General features: G+C 70.2%; 13 protein-coding genes. 7 read left to right on the forward strand and 6 right to left on the reverse strand.

What is annotated here, in order from left to right; all coding sequences use genetic code 11:
* Nucleotides 1-72: 72 nt before the first annotated feature.
* The 4 genes from ACH492_RS11050 to ACH492_RS11065 all read left to right on the forward strand — a co-directional run bounded on the left by ACH492_RS11050 (nt 73) and on the right by ACH492_RS11065 (nt 5,693).
* On the forward strand, nt 73-267 hold the full coding sequence (locus ACH492_RS11050; protein ID WP_398985041.1) for a DUF5999 family protein: 195 nt from the start codon (nt 73-75) through the stop codon (nt 265-267).
* Nucleotides 264-737: an ATP-binding protein gene (locus ACH492_RS11055; RefSeq protein ID WP_398985043.1), complete on the forward strand. Its 474-nt coding sequence runs from the start codon at nt 264-266 to the stop codon at nt 735-737. The genes ACH492_RS11050 and ACH492_RS11055 overlap by 4 nt, the downstream gene beginning before the upstream one ends.
* Nucleotides 738-1,104: 367 nt before the next feature.
* Nucleotides 1,105-3,234 (forward strand): SpoIIE family protein phosphatase, encoded by a 2,130-nt coding sequence (locus ACH492_RS11060; protein WP_398985045.1) that lies wholly within the window; start codon nt 1,105-1,107, stop codon nt 3,232-3,234.
* A 2-nt stretch (nt 3,235-3,236) separates the two neighbouring features.
* Nucleotides 3,237-5,693, forward strand: a complete 2,457-nt coding sequence (locus ACH492_RS11065; protein ID WP_398985047.1) for a SpoIIE family protein phosphatase — start codon at nt 3,237-3,239, stop codon at nt 5,691-5,693.
* Here ACH492_RS11065 and ACH492_RS11070 read toward each other — a convergent pair.
* The 4 genes from ACH492_RS11070 to ACH492_RS11085 form a co-directional block, all read right to left on the reverse strand.
* A complete protein-coding gene (locus tag ACH492_RS11070; RefSeq protein ID WP_398985049.1) occupies nt 5,665-6,174 on the reverse strand; it encodes a DUF664 domain-containing protein in 510 nt (169 codons plus the stop codon). The genes ACH492_RS11065 and ACH492_RS11070 overlap by 29 nt on opposite strands.
* A 162-nt stretch (nt 6,175-6,336) precedes the next feature.
* Nucleotides 6,337-6,855 (reverse strand): SixA phosphatase family protein, encoded by a 519-nt coding sequence (locus tag ACH492_RS11075; RefSeq protein ID WP_398985051.1) that lies wholly within the window; start codon nt 6,853-6,855, stop codon nt 6,337-6,339.
* Complete coding sequence (locus ACH492_RS11080; RefSeq protein ID WP_398985053.1) at nt 6,852-7,577, reverse strand: hypothetical protein; 726 nt, start codon at nt 7,575-7,577, stop codon at nt 6,852-6,854. Before ACH492_RS11080 ends, ACH492_RS11075 begins: the two co-directional genes overlap by 4 nt.
* A 98-nt stretch (nt 7,578-7,675) precedes the next feature.
* The gene (locus tag ACH492_RS11085) at nt 7,676-7,975 is read right to left on the reverse strand and encodes a DUF1876 domain-containing protein (RefSeq protein WP_398985055.1); all 300 of its coding nucleotides are present in this window, start codon (nt 7,973-7,975) and stop codon (nt 7,676-7,678) included.
* 228 nt (nt 7,976-8,203) lie between these two features.
* On the opposite strand from ACH492_RS11085, the gene ACH492_RS11090 reads away from it, so the two are divergent.
* The gene (locus ACH492_RS11090; protein ID WP_398985057.1) at nt 8,204-8,971 is read left to right on the forward strand and encodes an acyl-CoA thioesterase; all 768 of its coding nucleotides are present in this window, start codon (nt 8,204-8,206) and stop codon (nt 8,969-8,971) included.
* 73 nt (nt 8,972-9,044) lie between these two features.
* On the opposite strand, the gene ACH492_RS11095 is transcribed toward ACH492_RS11090, so the two are convergent.
* Nucleotides 9,045-10,046 carry a D-cysteine desulfhydrase family protein gene (locus ACH492_RS11095; RefSeq protein WP_398985059.1) on the reverse strand — a complete coding sequence of 334 codons (1,002 nt, stop codon included), beginning with the start codon at nt 10,044-10,046 and terminating at the stop codon, nt 9,045-9,047.
* 273 nt (nt 10,047-10,319) lie between these two features.
* Here ACH492_RS11095 and ACH492_RS11100 point away from each other — a divergent pair, with 273 nt between their 5' ends.
* Nucleotides 10,320-12,305, forward strand: coding sequence for an APC family permease (locus ACH492_RS11100; protein WP_398986187.1), 1,986 nt, complete (start codon nt 10,320-10,322; stop codon nt 12,303-12,305).
* 108 nt (nt 12,306-12,413) lie between these two features.
* A complete protein-coding gene (locus ACH492_RS11105; protein ID WP_307665383.1) occupies nt 12,414-12,707 on the forward strand; it encodes a DUF1876 domain-containing protein in 294 nt (97 codons plus the stop codon).
* 7 nt (nt 12,708-12,714) lie between these two features.
* Here the strand turns inward: ACH492_RS11105 and ACH492_RS11110 are convergent, their stop codons facing one another.
* On the reverse strand, nt 12,715-15,162 hold the full coding sequence (locus ACH492_RS11110; protein ID WP_398985061.1) for a glycoside hydrolase family 65 protein: 2,448 nt from the start codon (nt 15,160-15,162) through the stop codon (nt 12,715-12,717).
* Nucleotides 15,163-15,164: the final 2 nt, after the last annotated feature.

The raw sequence follows: 15,164 nt of genomic DNA on the forward strand, positions 1-15,164 counted from the left end.
CTGTCGGCACATGATGGTCGCGTCATACGAGATCCACCCCAGCCGGGCGGAGAATCGAAGGTCCGACCACAAATGTGCCAGCACCAGCCATCCTGCCCCACCTCAACCGCGCCCGACCATGACGCCGCCCGCCTCGTGGCCTACCACCCCGAGCAGGGGTGGGGCCTCCTCTGCAACGGTGTGACGGTGTTCGAGGACATGGGTGAGCTCCTGCCCGACGGCAGGTCCGCTCAGACTGTTCAGGCCATGGAGGGCAGGGCGGCATGAAACCGTTCACCGCACCCATGCCCGAGACCGCGGCTATTGCGCCATGGCATGCCGGGCTCGGCGGTATCCCGGCCCAGCCCGCCCGTAGAAGGTCCTGGCTCCTTCCCAGCGACCCGTCCTCGGTGCGTGAAGCACGGCGACTCACCCGTGCCCAGCTGGCTGACTGGGCGCTCGTCGATCAGGTCGACGACGCGGAGCTGCTCGTCAGCGAGCTGGTGACCAACGCCCTGCGCCATGCGTGGGGGCCGATCCGCCTCACCTTCTGCCTGCCCGCCCCGCACGGCGGGCTGCGCTGCGAGATCGAGGACGCGAATCCGGCCGGACCGCTGAGGCGCCATGTCGAGGAGCACGACGAGGAGGGCCGGGGGCTGCACATGCTGAACCGGCTGTCCCGCTGCTGGGGCAGCGACCGGACACACGTCGGGAAGGTGGTGTGGTTCGAGCTGCAAGCCTGCACCGGCCCCGTATAGAGGGCTGCGCCTCACGGCGGAAGGAGGAACTATCGACCGCACAGAGACACGCGAACAACATGACAGCCATCGATATGGCCCAGGGTCCTGGAGACGAGTTCCATCGAGCCTCCCGGCCCTGGGCCTCACTATCGCCGTCCACGCCATGAAACAGCTCCCACGAGCCATCGGGTACGGGATGCTCAGTTCGCCCATGCCAGCGCCTCGGATAGGCTGATGTGTTAGCAACTGCGTCCCAAAAAAGCTGCGCCCAAAGTCGCCGTACCCGAAGCCGCTGCATCGACTGTGCGTCGGCAGCGCTCGCCGGGAAGATCGCCAGGGAGTGGTCGGCAAGCAGAGCCCCCACGCCCCGGGGTGAGGTCATTGCGTGGACACACACGAGTCGACGAGCGATGTGCCGGGTCACCCCCTGTCGGCGATCGGGTACGCGGGTGTGCTCCGCGACCTGCTTCCGATCGCGCTGTGGAGAGTCAATGCGCGGGGGCGCGTCGTGGAGTGGTCGCTCGCCGCCCAGGACCTGCTCGGCTACGTGCCGGAGGAGCTGCTCGGCCGGTACGGGATTTCGATACTGGTCCCAGAGCCCAACCGGGAGTCGGCCGAGCAGCTCGCGCAGAAGGTCATGGCGGGTGAGACGGTTGTCGGAACCCTCCCGCTGCGGCACCGTGACGGGCACCTCGTGCCGATGGAGATGTGGCTCTGCCCGTCTGTGGACCCGCAGGGAAGAGCGGGCCTCCTGGCCATCGCCGTGGAGACCTCCGCGGTGCTGCGAATGCGGGATTCGCTGGCTGCCCTGGAAGGTCTGTTCACCCAGTCCCCCATCGGTCTGGCCACGCTCAGCCCCGATCTGCGCTTTCTTCGGGTCAACGACGCACTGGCGCGGATGAACGGCGTCTCCGCGGCCGAGCACCTCGACAAGCGGCCGACCGAGGTCGCGCCAGGGGTCAACGCCGCGGCGCTGGAGACGGTGATGCGGCAGGTCCTGGACAGCGGTAGAGCGGTGGTCGACGTGCGCCGCACCGGGCGCACCCCGGCCGATCCCGATCACGACCGGACCTGGTCCTGCTCCTATGCCCCGCTGCTCGGCAGCGCCGGCCGGCCGCTGGGAGTGATCGCTTCCCTGATCGACATCACCGAGGGGCAGCAGGCTCAGGCCGAGGCCGAGCAGGCACGGCAACGCTTCGCCCTGCTGGCCGAGGCCGACGCGCGGATAGGGACTACTTTGGACCTACGGCAGACCGCCGAAGAAGTGGTGCAGGTGCTGGTGCCCCAACTGGCCGACTCGGCCGACGTACAACTGCTGGAACAGGTACTCGACCCCGATGAGGCGGCCGCATCCACCCACGGCGTGGTGCGTCGTATGGCGGCCGCCTTCACCGATCCGTTGGCCCCTGCCGAGAAGCTGGCAGCGGGCCTGACCTTCCAGGTTCCGCTCGGGTCGGTGTACGAGCAGGTCATCGCCGATGGGCACCCCATGAACCTCTACCTGTCCGACATCCCGGCGCTGATCAACGATCCGGGCGCCGAGGGACTGCGTACGTACCTCGCTGCCCGTGTGGGCTCCGCCCGACTGGTCCCGCTGGTCGCCCGCGGCAAGGTGCTCGGCGCCGTGGTGGTGACGCGCAGCCGCGGCCGCGAGCCGCTCGACGAGCAGGACTGCGTGCTCATCGACGAGCTGGTCGCCCGAGCCGCGCTGAACATCGACAACGCGCGCATGTACACCAGGCAGCGAAAGGCGGCCCTCACTCTGCAGCGCAGCCTGACGAACAACGCGCTGCCGGAAGTGACCGGCCTGGAACTCACCGGGCGCTACCTCCCCGCCAGCGACCACGAGGTCGGCGGCGACTGGTTCGACGTCATCGCCCTGCCTGACGGCAGGACCGGGCTGGTCATCGGGGACGTCATGGGGCACGGAATCCATGCCGCGGCCGTCATGGGACAGCTGCGCACAGCGGTGCGAACGCTGGCACGCCACGACATCCCCCCGGGGCAGATCCTCCGCTCCCTGGATGCCGCCGTGGCCGACCTGGGGGAGAACGAAATGGCGACGTGCGTCTACGCAGTCCACGACCCGGCTGCCGGCGGCTGCCTGATCGCCAGGGCCGGTCATCCGCCTCCGGCCGTGGCCGACGCCCAGGGGACGATCGCGTTCCTCGACGGGCCCCCGGGTACGCCCTTGGGAGCGGGCGGACAGGACTTCCCGACCGAGCAGGTGCCGCTGCCCCCCGGCAGTCTGCTGGTGCTGTACACCGACGGACTTATCGAGGCTCGCGACAGAGATCTCGACCAGGGCATGCGACAGCTCGCTCAGGCGCTGCGACACCTCGACGACCCGTTGGAGGAGATCTGCGACCGCATCCTCGACCGCTTGCTGCCCTCCGCGGCCCAGGACGATGTGGCGGTGCTCCTCGCCAGAACTCTGCGTCCGCCAGGCCCGGTGAGAAGTCACCCTGAGCGGCACGGCTTGGGCGGTCCCGCTCGGAAGGTGCAAGGGTGGTAGGGATGGACACTCCGGTGACAACGTTCAGCGAAGGCCCGGAAGACCCGTTTGCGGTGCGGCGCGCGGCCTTGGTGGTGCTGGACGACCGCGGGAGGGTCGTCGGCTGGAGCGAGCGGGCCGAGTCGCTGCTCGGGTACCCGCCCGAGGAGGCGCTTGGGCGGCCGGCGGTCGACTTTCTGGTCGACCCGCGCGACCAGGACGTCGTCATGGACGCGGTGACGGCATGCGTACGCGACCGGGGATGGTTCGGGGTCGTGCCCGTCCGGCATCGCGACGGCCATCGGGCGGAGTTGGGGTGCCGGGCCCGGATGACCGTGAGAGGCGACTCCCCCCGCGAATGGGTCCTCGTCTGTGCGCCCGCCGAGGAGGTTGTCCAGTGGGAGACGGACCGGTCGGTCCTGGACGGGCTGTTCCGCCGGTCCCCGATCGGTCTGTCCGTCCGCGCCCCGGACCTGAGCATCCTGCGTGTGAACCGGGCGATCTCCAAGTTCAGTCAGATACCGGCCGAGCAGCATCGCGGGCTCCACACCAGCGACTTCCTGATCCAGCAGGACAGCGACTCCGTGGAGAGGCAGTTGCGGGAGGTACTGGCGACGGGCCGGTCCTCGATCTTCACCGAGCAGCACGCCCGTTTGCGCCGGGATCCCGGCCGTGAACTGGTCGTGTCCGTATCGGCCTTCAGGATGGAGGACCCCTCCGGACGGATCCTCGGGGTGACGCAGACGGTCGAGGACGTGACCGAACGCTATCAGGGCCGCCGTCGGCTGGCCCTGCTCAACGAGGCCAGCACCCGCATCGGCACCACGCTGGACGTGGCGAAGACAGCGCGTGAGCTGGCCGAAGTGGCGGTCCCCGACCTCGCTGACTGTGTCTCCGTGGACCTGCTGGAGCCGGTGACCCGCGGCCAGGAGCCCACCCAGGAGACGCTCGGACCCGTGCGCCGGACAGCGATCCGCAGCATCCTGCGGAACACGGCGGAGGTGATGTATCCGGTGGGCCGCACCATTCAGATACCGCCGGGAACTGTGCAAGCGCGGTGCCTGGCCGAGCGGCGTCCGATCCTCCAAGCGCAGCTGGAAGGCCCTGCCGGGTGGCTCCCCCTGGACCCCGAGCGGGCTGAGCGCGCCCTCGGTCTGGGCGTCCACTCTCTGATGGTGGTGCCGCTGGTCGCGCGGGGGCTCGTGCTCGGCCTGCTCAGTCTGTGGCGGTCGAAGCGGGTCGAGCCATTCGAGGAGGACGACCTCACACTCGCCGAGGAGTTCGCCGCCCGCGCCGCGGTGTGCATCGACAACGCACGCCGCTACACCCAGCAGCACGAGGCCGCCGTCACCCTGCAGCACAGCCTGCTCCCGCACGAGGTGCCCCGGCACCCGGCCGTCGAAGTCGCCCACCGCTACCTGCCGGCCGACGCGACGACCGGCGTCGGCGGTGACTGGTTCGACGTCATTCCCCTCTCCGGGCTCCGCGTCGCCCTCGTCGTCGGCGACGTGGTCGGCCGCGGCATCCACGCGGCGGCCACCATGGGCCGGCTGCGTACCGCCGTACACACCCTGGCCAATCTCGACCTCACTCCTGACGAGGTCCTCTCCCACCTCGATGATCTCGTGGACCGTCTGGCGGCCGAGCAGGAACCGACCGACGAATGTTCCCCTCAAGTCATTGGCGCGACCTGCCTGTACGCGGTCTACGACCCGGTCTCGCGGCACTGCGTCGTGGCCCGCGCCGGCCACCCGCCGCCCGCGGTGGTGACGCCTGCCGGACAGGTACACCTCCTCGAACTGCCTGCAGGCCCGCCGCTGGGCCTGGGCGGGCTGCCGTTCGAGGCCGTCGAGCTGGAACTGGACGAAGGCAGTCTCCTGACCCTCTACACCGACGGCCTCATCCAGGGCCTCAAGCGAGACGTCGACGAGAGTCTGGCCGATCTGTGCGGGGCACTGACCCCGCCGACCCGCTCATTGGAAGAGACATGCCGCGCGGTGGAGGGCGCGTTGCTGCGCGACCGGCCCACCGATGACGTGGCCGATGACGTGGCTCTGCTCATCGCCCGTACCCGCGTTCTGGCAGCGGAGAAGGTGGCCATGTGGGAGCTGCCCGTGGAGGCAACCGCCGCTGCTCAGGCCCGGATGCTCACGGCATCCCAGCTGGCCGAGTGGGGGCTGGAGGAGATGGTCTTCACCACCGAACTGATCGTCAGCGAACTGGTCACCAACGCCTACCGGTACGGCAGCGGGCCGATCGCCCTACGGCTCATCCGTGACGACCACCTCATCTGCGAGGTGTCCGACACCGGCAGCACCTCACCGCACCTCCGCCGGGCCCGCACCACAGACGAGGGCGGCCGCGGACTCTTCCTGGTGGCCCAGCTCACCGAGCGGTGGGGCACCCGGTACACGCGCGACGGCAAGACGATCTGGACCGAACAGCCGCTTCTCAACGGCGCTCCAGCGAGCCTCGGATGAACGCTGCCTGGCCGGCGTGCTGCAGATCGTCGGCCAGGACGCTGATCAGACGGACTCCCAGAGTGACCGGCGGCGACCAGGACTCGTCCACGACGCGGTCCAGCGCCGCGTCGTCGAGCCCGCGCACGAACCGCATGGTCTGCTCGTGGACGGCGTCGTAGTAACCGAGCAGTAGCTCGGCCGACTGGACCTGTACCGCGGCGACCTGTCTGCTGGAGTGGCCGAACCCGGTCGCTCCCTTGGGAAAGGGCAGCCCGAAGCGGGCCGCCCACTCCTGGGAGAACCACACCTGCTCCACTTCACCCGCATCGGCCACGTGATCGTCCTGGATGCGCGACAGATGCCATACGAGCCAGCCGATCGAATTCGCGTCGGCATCCAGCCGGGCGTTGAGGTCATCCGGTGAAAGCCCCTCGACCGCTCCGTGTACTGCCTCCCGGACGCGCTCGAATGCATCTGCCAGCAAGTCTGCGCTGTTCATTCACTGATCCTTGGTTCTGGGCGGTCCCGGCGAGGAGTTGTGTCTCCGAAACCACCATGGGGCCGCCGCCGGCCCCGGCCATACGGTCGACACGCGCACCCCCCCCCGGCCGCTTCAGCCCAGTGCACTGCGGCCCCACGCCGCGGTGAATCCGGGCCGGGCTCACCGCTGTCCACGGGGGACGGCCAGGTCGGTGAGCAGCGCGGCGCCCGGTGCGAGAGCGGACCATGTGCCACGCCAGGTCAGCACGGCGACGGCGGACGTCGGGAACTTCGTCTGTGCGCGCTGCATTGTGCCGCCGAGTGCCTCGTCGGCGAGCAGCAGGATCAGATCCTGGAGGCCGGGGTTGTGTCCGATCAGCAGCAACGTCCCGACATCGGCGGGCACTTCGCGTACGACATCGAGAATGGTCTGGTCGTCCGCCGCGTAGAGGCGGGGCTCGTATCGCACCGGCGGGGCGCTGCCCAGCTCCGTGGCGGCCAACTCCCAGGTCTGGCGGGTACGGCGGGTGGTGGAGCACAGGACGAGGTCGGGCAGGCAATCGGCTTCCGCCAGCCAGCGGCCGGCGGCGGGGGCGTCGCGCAGACCGCGAGGGGCGAGGGGGCGCTCATGGTCGGGAACGCCCTCGGGCCGTGCGGACTTGGCGTGCCGCAGGACGACCAGCCGCCGCAGCGGGCTCATGCCGGCGCTCCCGCGGGGTGCGGGTGGCCGATCTCGCGGGCGAGTTCCAGGCCGAGGACGCGGTCCAGATGGGCGAAGGTCTCGAACTTCGCTCCGGCCGACACGTCCTTGGCCGTCTCCAGATCCCGCAGCAGGTCGAGTACAGCGGGGGTGCCCAGCGTGTCCTCCAGCACGGTACGGACCGGGCCCACGCGGTCGGCGGGCATCGGCTTCGACGGCTGCTCCGCCCAATCGGCTACGGCACGCCGCCATCGAGCCAGCGTGCGGCGGGCCTCGTCGAGGGCTTCGGCACGGAGCGCGACCGGCTCATGATGGGCGTGGGAGAGCAGGAGCAGGCGTACGGCGAGCGGATCCTGCTCCTCAAGTCCCGCCAGGGACACGGAGGTATGCGCCTCTGCCACCTGGAGGGAGGCGCCGCTTCCGCCCTCGTACGCGCGGTCGGTGAGGTGTACGCCGGGTGGGCCGCCGAGCATGTCGGCGATGTGGTCCGGGGTCCCATGGGCGTCGGCCGGCCGGATACCGACAGCGGCGGCCGACGGGACGCTCGGGCCCGTCCGCCCCAGCAGGACCTGTCTGCCGCGCAGCTCGACGACGCGCGCAAGCACATCCGCGACCAGCAGCACGCGCAGACCGGTCAATCCGCCCGGCCCGCCGGGCGGTGGCACGTGGGCGCAGATCCGCAGCGGCCCACGGCCTGCCAGTTCGTCAACGATGTGCAGCACACAACCGAGCCTAGGCGCCCAGGCCCCGACTCCGCACCGCGAACGACCGGTCGGAGTGACTGCGAGCCTGTCGCGGCGGGTCTTCGGTGACCCCAGACCTAGGTCGCCGTGTCCGACCAGCTGTACGGCGGCCCGGCGCGCCCGCTCGCCGCTCCGGCGCCCGCGGCCTCCAGTTCAGCGTCGGCCGCCCTCATCAGCTGCACCGCGAGGTCCCTCATCGCACGGCTCGCCGAGAGTTCGTCGCCGATCGTGGGGATGTCCACGTCCTGAGGGTTGCAGCGGGCGACCCCGTGACCGGTGAGGGTAGCGGTACCGGTGTCCAGTACCGCGCGGGCCTTCGTCGTGCCGTCCTCCTCCGACAGGTGGAGGCGGACGCTCCACTCCAGCGTCCGAGTCATCGCACACCTCCTCGCCGCGTCCGGCCCGAGTGCGCCACCACGACGCGGTCCTGTCTCCAGGATCCCCCACGGCCGACATCGGTGCGATGACCGCGCCGGCCTAAGTCGCCAAGACAGTGCTGCACTTCGGCGTAGTTCACTCCGCAACGGGTTCTCTCTTCCAGCCTGCTGGAGTAAGGTGGGGATCGTAAGTCCAGTTTTCAAACTCACTGAGGACGGTGCGGCGACATGAGCATGACGGCTGCGGGCACAAGGGTCAGCGTCGGTCGTTCGTGGTGGTCGTGGGCCGGCGTACACGGCGGCTATCTGGCGGCACAGGGGTTGGCCGGAATGCGCGGCCTGCTCGGCGAGGCACCCGTCGTACGGACGCTCACCACGCACTTCCTGGCACCGGTCGACGACCATCCTCTCCGGATCGAGGCCGCGGTCGAGCGTGCCGGGCGCGGCACCTCGTTCGCGTCGTTCGTCGCCGACCAGGGTGGCGCCGTGGTGCTACGGGGCTCAGCGGTGTTCGGCACTGCGCACCCCGGCCCCGGCTACGACGGCAGCCAGGCCCCCGCCGTGCCCGGAGCGGACGACTGCGAGGCGCTGGAGCTGCCGGAGCGTCTGGCCGCGTTCGCGCGGCACCTCGAGATACGTCCCGCGACCCCGGCGAGGCCACTCGGCGGAGGCGACCGCGCCGAATTGACGGCCTGGGTGCGCTTCGCCGACGGGCGCGGGCTGGACGCCGAGGCGGTCGTCATCCTGGCGGATGCCCTGCCCCCTGCGCTCTTCGCGCGTTGGACCGCACCGAGGCCCGTTCCCTCGGCCGAACTGACCGTCCACTACGGCGACGCCCTGGACCATGGGCCCGTCGACGGCTGGGCGCTGGTCCGTATCCGCACCGAACACGCGGGAAGCGGCTGGGCGGTCGACGACAGCACGGTATGGACGGCGGACGGCCGACTCCTCGGCTCGGGACGGCAGGCCCGGCGCATCCTGGCCCCGCTGACTTGATCTCCGGTCCCCGTCTGCGCCCTGCAGACGGCGACAGCCCGGCGGAGAAGAAGCCGGTCGCTGCAACCCGCCCTCAACGCAGAGTGCGATGACCTTCGACGGTCAGTGCGGCCTCTGCTTTCGCGAGCGTCGCCGGGTGGCCGAAGAGGCCGGGCAGGCCGCCCGAGTGCAGGAAGACCGTGCGCTGTCCGGGCACGACATCACCCTCCTGGATCGCTGCGATCAGACCGGCCATCGCGCGGCCGGTGTAGATCGGGTCGAGCACGATGCCCTCGGTGCGGGCGGTCAGGGTCAGGGCTGCCATCACCTGCTCGGTCAGTACGCCGTAGCCGTCGCCGACCTGGTCGAGTCGCAGTCTCAGCGTCTTTGGCTCACAGTGCGTGCCGGACAGGCCGCAGACCAGCTCGGACACAGTCCCGGCCGGATCGGTGACGGCTCCGCAATGGACGCCCAGCACTCGCGCGGCGCCCAGCGCGTCGACGAGGCCGGCCATGGTGCCACCGGAGCCGAGGGCGACGACCACAGTCGCCAAGTCCGGGGCCTGGGTGAGAAGTTCGCGCCCGCACTCGGCGTAACCGCGCGCGCCGATGACGCTGGTACCGCCGAAGGGGATCAGCGCCGGGACAGCGCCCCGTCCCCGGAGCTGTTCGGCCACCTGCTCGGCGGTGGAGGCGAGCCCCCCGTGGCCGGCATCACCGGCCCATACGACCGTGGCGCCGAAGAGACCGTCGAGTGCCAGGTTCCCGGAGGCCGACGATCCGGGGCTGCCGGCGAGCACGAGTACGACGTCGAGCCCCAGCCGGGCGCCGGCGGCGGCGGTCAGACGCGCGTGGTTGCTCTGGGGCGCACCCGTGGTCACCAGGACGGTGGCGCCCTCGGCGAGCGCCGCGCCGCAGGTCCACTCCAGCTTGCGCACCTTGTTCCCACCGCCGCCCAGGCCGGTGAGGTCGTCACGCTTGACCCACAAGTCGTCCGTGCCGAGCCCGAGCGCCCGGGCCAGCCGTGGCACGGGCTCGAGCGGGGTCGGCCATGTTCCGAGCGCTGCCCGTTGCGGAGTGTCGCTGTCCCGGGTCATCGTCACCACCCTTGTCCTCGGTGCCTTGGTCGAGGTTCGCGGATCATCATGCCCGTAGGACAGCCGGCCGGCCCGAATGCCGGTGAGGCCACGGGTTCCGATCGCCTGCTGCGGGCGTAGCTGGGCCATATGTACGCAGCGGCAGGGAATCCTAACGAGTTCTTGATGCCTCTCCCCCCGTCGGAGTCGTGCTGACGGGCGGGTGGGCCGACATACGCTCGCGCCGTGCTGAACGTGACCGGGATACTCAAGCGGCTGGTGATCGGCCGGGCCATGCGCAGCGAGCAGCTGGGCGAGACGCTGCTGCCCAAGCGCCTCGCCCTGCCGATCTTCGCGTCCGACCCGCTGTCCTCGGTGGCCTACGCCACCCAGGAGATCCTGCTGGTGCTCACGTTGGGTGGCCTGGCGTATCTGCACTTCACGCCGTGGATCGCGGCCGCGGTCGTGTCGCTGATGACCGTGGTGGTGCTCTCCTACCGGCAAGTCGTGCACGCCTACCCGAGCGGTGGCGGCTCGTACGAGGTCGCCTCGGCGAACCTGGGGCCTTCCGCCGGTCTGGTGGTCGCCGCCTCACTGCTGGTCGACTACGTGATGACCGTGGCCGTCTCGGTCGCCTCCGGCGTGGACAACATCATCTCGGCGGTGCCGGCGCTGGTGGACTACCGGGTGCTGATGGCGCTCGTCTTCGTCGCCCTTCTGGCCGCGATGAACCTGCGCGGCGTACGCGAGTCCGGCAACACGTTCGCCGCCCCGACGTATCTCTTCGTCGGCGGCGTACTGATCATGGTCGGCACGGGCCTGTTCCGCTACCTGGTCGGGGACGCGCCGGTCGCCGAGACCGCCGCGTACGGCATCGAACCGGACCCCGCAGACGCGAACCTGGCGGGACTGGCCCTGGTGATGCTGGTCCTGCGCGCGTTCTCCAGCGGCTGTACGGCCCTGACCGGCGTGGAGGCGATCTCCAACGGCGTACCGGCGTTCCGCAAGCCCAAGTCCCAGAACGCGGCCGCGACCATGGCCGCGATGGGCATCATCGCCATCACCATGTTCGTCGGCGTCACCACGCTCGCGATCGTCGCCAAGGTGCACATTGTCGAAGACCCCTGCCGACTGACCGGCCTGACCGACTGTGGCAGCTACACCCAGCGCACCGTCATCGCCCAGCTCGCCGCCTCCGTCTTCGGCGGCGAGAACAGCTTCGGCTTCTACTTCATCCAGGCCGCAACCGCCCTGGTGCTGATCCTCGCCGCCAACACCGCCTTCAACGGCTTCCCGCTGCTCGCCTCGATCCTCGCGCAACACCGCTACCTGCCGCGCCAACTCCACAACCGCGGCGACCGGCTCGCCTTCTCCAACGGCATCCTGGCCCTCGCCGTCGTGGCCGGACTGCTGCTGTGGGCGTTCAAGGCCAACGTCACCAACCTCATCCACCTCTACATCCTGGGCGTGTTCACCTCCTTCACGCTCTCCCAGACGGGCATGGTCCGGCACTGGAACCGCGAGCTGCGCACCGAGACCGACCGGAGCCTGCGCCGCCGCCACCAGATGGCGCGTGTCGTGAACAGTGTGGGCGCGGTGATCACGGGACTCGTCCTGGTCATCGTGCTGGCCACCAAGTTCACCCAGGGAGCCTGGCTGGCCGTGCTCGCCGCGATCGTGCTGTGGGTGATGATGCGCGGCATCCGCCGTCACTACGACGCCACCGCGGCCGAACTGGCGGTCACCGACCCGCGCAGCGAAATGGTGCCGCCCTCCCGGGTGCTGGCCATCGTGCTGGTCTCCACCATCCACAAACCGACCCTGCGGGCGCTGGCCTACGCCCGCGCCTTCCGGCCGGACCGCCTGGAAGCCCTCACCGTCGCGGTCGACCGCGACGCGGCCACCGCGCTCCAGCGCCAGTGGGAGGACTACGGGATTCAGGTGCCGCTCAAGGTCCTCGACTCCCCCTACCGCGAGATCACCGGCTCCGTCCTGGAGTACGTCCGCTCCATCAGGCGCGACAGCCCGCGGGACGTGGTCGCGGTGTTCATCCCCGAGTACGTCGTCGGCCACTGGTGGGAAAACCTGCTGCACAACCAGTCCGCGCTGTGGCTCAAGAGCCGCCTGCTCTTCACCCCCGGCGTCATGGTCACCAGCGTCCCCTGGCAGCTCACCTCCTCCGCCCGCGCCGACCACCCGGCCGCCCGCGCCCCCGGCTCCGTCCGCCGCGGAGAACCCACCACGACACGCAAGAGCGACGACGTCAGCACGCACCGGTAAGGATTTTCGACTGTGTACATCGCGGCCGGACCCGAGTGGGAGGACCCTGGAGACAGGACCACGCGGCGGTGCCCGGACTGCGGGCACATGTGCGCGAGGAGGTAGGCCATGAAACGGACTCTGGAATGGAAGGTCGGACTGTACCTGTCCGAGGAGGACGGAACGACGAAGGCGCGTGCGGTGCTGGACACCGGCTCCTCGACGCTCACGGGGCAGGGGACCGCACGGTGCAGCGCAGAGGACGCGGACGTCCCCGAGATCGGTGACGAGCTCGCGGCGAGCCGCGCGCTCAAAGACCTCGCGGGTCATTTGATGCGGGTCGCGGACCGCGACATGGAGAGGGTGGGTGCCGGGGCGGAAGCGCCCCTCGGTCCGCCGTACAGCTGGACAGTGGGGGCATAGGCCGGGCTCACACCTGATGCCCCGCGATCGTTGTGCCGTCCTGGCCCGCGGACTGCTCCTGGGGCAGGGTGAGGGTGCACGATTCCCCGGGCGCAACGGACACCGTGCGGTCCGGCAGGGCGATGTCGATCGGTGACCGGTCGGAGTCGGGCACGGTGATCTGCAGCTGTCCCGCGCTCATCCGGAGCCGTACACCCCAGTGCCCCTGGTAGCGGATCGCAAAGCCGTACTCCGACAGCTCCGGCAGCGGCACGGGGTCGAGCCGCAGCGCGCCGCCCCGCGTCTCCAGGCCGGTCAGTCCTCGCTGTACGAGATCGAGGGTGCCGGCCATCGCGCCGAGGTGAATGCCCTCCCCCGTCGTGCCGCCCTGCAGATCGGCGATGTCCCCGGCCAGTGCCTCCTGGCAGAACGCCCAGGCCTCCGCGCGCCGCACCCTCGCCAGAACCCAGCCGTGCACGAGACTGCTGAGCGTCGAGCCGTGGCTGGTGCGGCGCAGATAGTGGTCCACGGTGCGCTGCCAGGCGGTGTCGTCCAGCTCGTACCCGAGCCGGTGGAAGAGGCCCTGGAGTTCGGCCGGTGAGAAGAGGTATCCGAGCATCAGCACGTCGGCCTGCTTGGACGCCTGATAGTTGTTGGCCGTGTCCCCCTCGGCCTCCAGGATCCGGTCGAGGCGCCGGATGTCGCCGTAGCGGGCCCGATAGGCGTCCCAGTCGAGTTCCGTAAGTTCGCCGTAGCCCTCGAACTGGCTGACCACACCGGCGTGGAAGGGCACATGCAGTTTGCGGGAGACCTCCTCCCACGCGTCGAGTTCGCCGTCGACGAGTCCGGTACGTTCGACGAGATCCCTGCGGCGTGGCTCCGGGAGACTGTGCAGTACGTCGAGGGCGCGGGCGAGCACCCAGGCAGCGGTGACGTTGGTGTACGCGTTGTCGTCGAGGCCCGCCTCCTTCGCGCCGGGGTAGGCGTCGTGGTACTCGTCGGGGCCCACGACTCCGCGGATCCGGTAGCGGCCGAGCGTCTTGTCGTACGCCGCCGCGTCCGCCCAGAACCGGGCGATCTGCAGCAGCATTTCGGCGCCCTTGGTGTGCAGGAACTCCATGTCGCCGCTCGCCTCGCAGTACTGCCACACGTTGTACGCGATCGCCGAGCCGACGTGGTGCTGAAGCCGGGAGTGGTCGGGCAGCCAGCGCCCCGAGAGCGGGTTGAGGTGCAGCTGCTGGGTCTCCTCGCGGCCGGTGCTGCCGCTCTGCCAGGGGTACATGGCCCCTGCTCGTCCGGCGTCGCGAGCGGCGAAGCAGGCCCGCTCCAGGCGCCGGTGGCGGTAGCTGAGCAGGGCCCGGGAGACCTCGGGGAAGTGCAGGTTCAGACAGGGCAGGACGAACAGTTCGTCCCAGAAGACATGGCCGCGGTAGGCCTCGCCGTGCAGGCCGCGGGCCGGGACGCCGGCGTCGAGTTCGGCGGTGTGCGGGGAGAGCGTCTGCAAGACGTGGAAGAGGTGAAGCCGCAGGATCGGGCCCTCGCTGTTCGGCACGTCGAGTTCGGCGGCGCGCCACAGCTGGCGCCAGGCCGTGCGGTGCGAGGCCAGCAGGGCGTCGAAGTCCGGGGCGCGGTTCACCCGGTCGACGGCGGCGTGCAGCGGGTCGCTGATCGCCGGGTCCCGGGAGGTGTGCAGGGCGATCGTCTTGTCGACGGTGACGGTCCGGCCCGGGGCGAGGGGCAGGCGCAGGAGCTGGGAGACCCGCAGGTTCTCATGGCGAGTGGTCGCCTCGGCCGAGGCCGGGACGTGGGCCGCATCGGCCACGTGGGCCACGGTGCGGGCCGCCAGGCCGATCCTGATGTCGGAGGTACTGGTGCGGCAGCGCAGCCACATGGTGTCCGCGGCCGACGTCCCGGTGTGGACGTGGGTGAGGTGACGGCCGGCCAGCTGCCGGTAGCGCTCAACTCCGCTGTTGGTGACCGTTCCGTCGAGCGCCGACTCGACCTCGATCTCCCCGGACCAGTCATCGGCGATGAACTCGGTGCGCAGCAAGGCCAGATGGGGGGAGGCCATGTGCACCAGGCGAAGCTGCCTCACCGCGAGGCGCCGGCCGCTCTCGTCCTCGTAGCCCAGGGTGCGCTCAAGCGTGCCGGCGCGCAGGTCCAGCGTCTGCTGGTGGCCCAGGATCTTGTGGGTGTCCGGGGAGAGCCAGTTCCCGGAGTCGGTACGAAATCGCAGCGGCAGCCAGTTGGGGAGGTTGACCATGTCCTCGTTCTCGACCTGTCGTCCCGCCACGTCCGAGATCAGCCGGTTGTAGCAGCCCGCCGCGTACGTACCCGGATAGTGGACCCGGTCGGCCGTGCACTCGGGGGCCGCGCCGCGAGTCGCGAAGTAGCCGTTGCCGAGGGTGCACAGGGACTCGCGCAGCCGCTCCTGTTCCGGGTCGTAGCCTTCGTACTCCCAGGTCCAGTCGCGCATCG

This window comes from Streptomyces sp. NPDC019443 (genome assembly GCF_044389785.1).
In the GTDB taxonomy this organism is placed as follows: Bacteria; Actinomycetota; Actinomycetes; order Streptomycetales; family Streptomycetaceae; genus Streptomyces.

What these genes read in the sequence shown, in the direction of transcription:
- ACH492_RS11050 (WP_398985041.1), top strand. Translation starts at nt 73, where the DNA reads ATGTGCCAGCACCAGCCATCCTGCCCCACCTCAACCGCGCCCGACCAT.
- ACH492_RS11055 (WP_398985043.1), top strand. Translation starts at nt 264, where the DNA reads ATGAAACCGTTCACCGCACCCATGCCCGAGACCGCGGCTATTGCGCCA.
- ACH492_RS11065 (WP_398985047.1), top strand. Translation starts at nt 3,237, where the DNA reads ATGGACACTCCGGTGACAACGTTCAGCGAAGGCCCGGAAGACCCGTTT.
- ACH492_RS11070 (WP_398985049.1), bottom strand. Translation starts at nt 6,174, where the DNA reads ATGAACAGCGCAGACTTGCTGGCAGATGCATTCGAGCGCGTCCGGGAG.
- ACH492_RS11075 (WP_398985051.1), bottom strand. Translation starts at nt 6,855, where the DNA reads ATGAGCCCGCTGCGGCGGCTGGTCGTCCTGCGGCACGCCAAGTCCGCA.
- ACH492_RS11085 (WP_398985055.1), bottom strand. Translation starts at nt 7,975, where the DNA reads ATGACTCGGACGCTGGAGTGGAGCGTCCGCCTCCACCTGTCGGAGGAG.
- ACH492_RS11090 (WP_398985057.1), top strand. Translation starts at nt 8,204, where the DNA reads ATGAGCATGACGGCTGCGGGCACAAGGGTCAGCGTCGGTCGTTCGTGG.
- ACH492_RS11095 (WP_398985059.1), bottom strand. Translation starts at nt 10,046, where the DNA reads ATGACCCGGGACAGCGACACTCCGCAACGGGCAGCGCTCGGAACATGG.
- ACH492_RS11100 (WP_398986187.1), top strand. Translation starts at nt 10,320, where the DNA reads ATGCGCAGCGAGCAGCTGGGCGAGACGCTGCTGCCCAAGCGCCTCGCC.
- ACH492_RS11105 (WP_307665383.1), top strand. Translation starts at nt 12,414, where the DNA reads ATGAAACGGACTCTGGAATGGAAGGTCGGACTGTACCTGTCCGAGGAG.
- ACH492_RS11110 (WP_398985061.1), bottom strand. Translation starts at nt 15,162, where the DNA reads ATGCGCGACTGGACCTGGGAGTACGAAGGCTACGACCCGGAACAGGAG.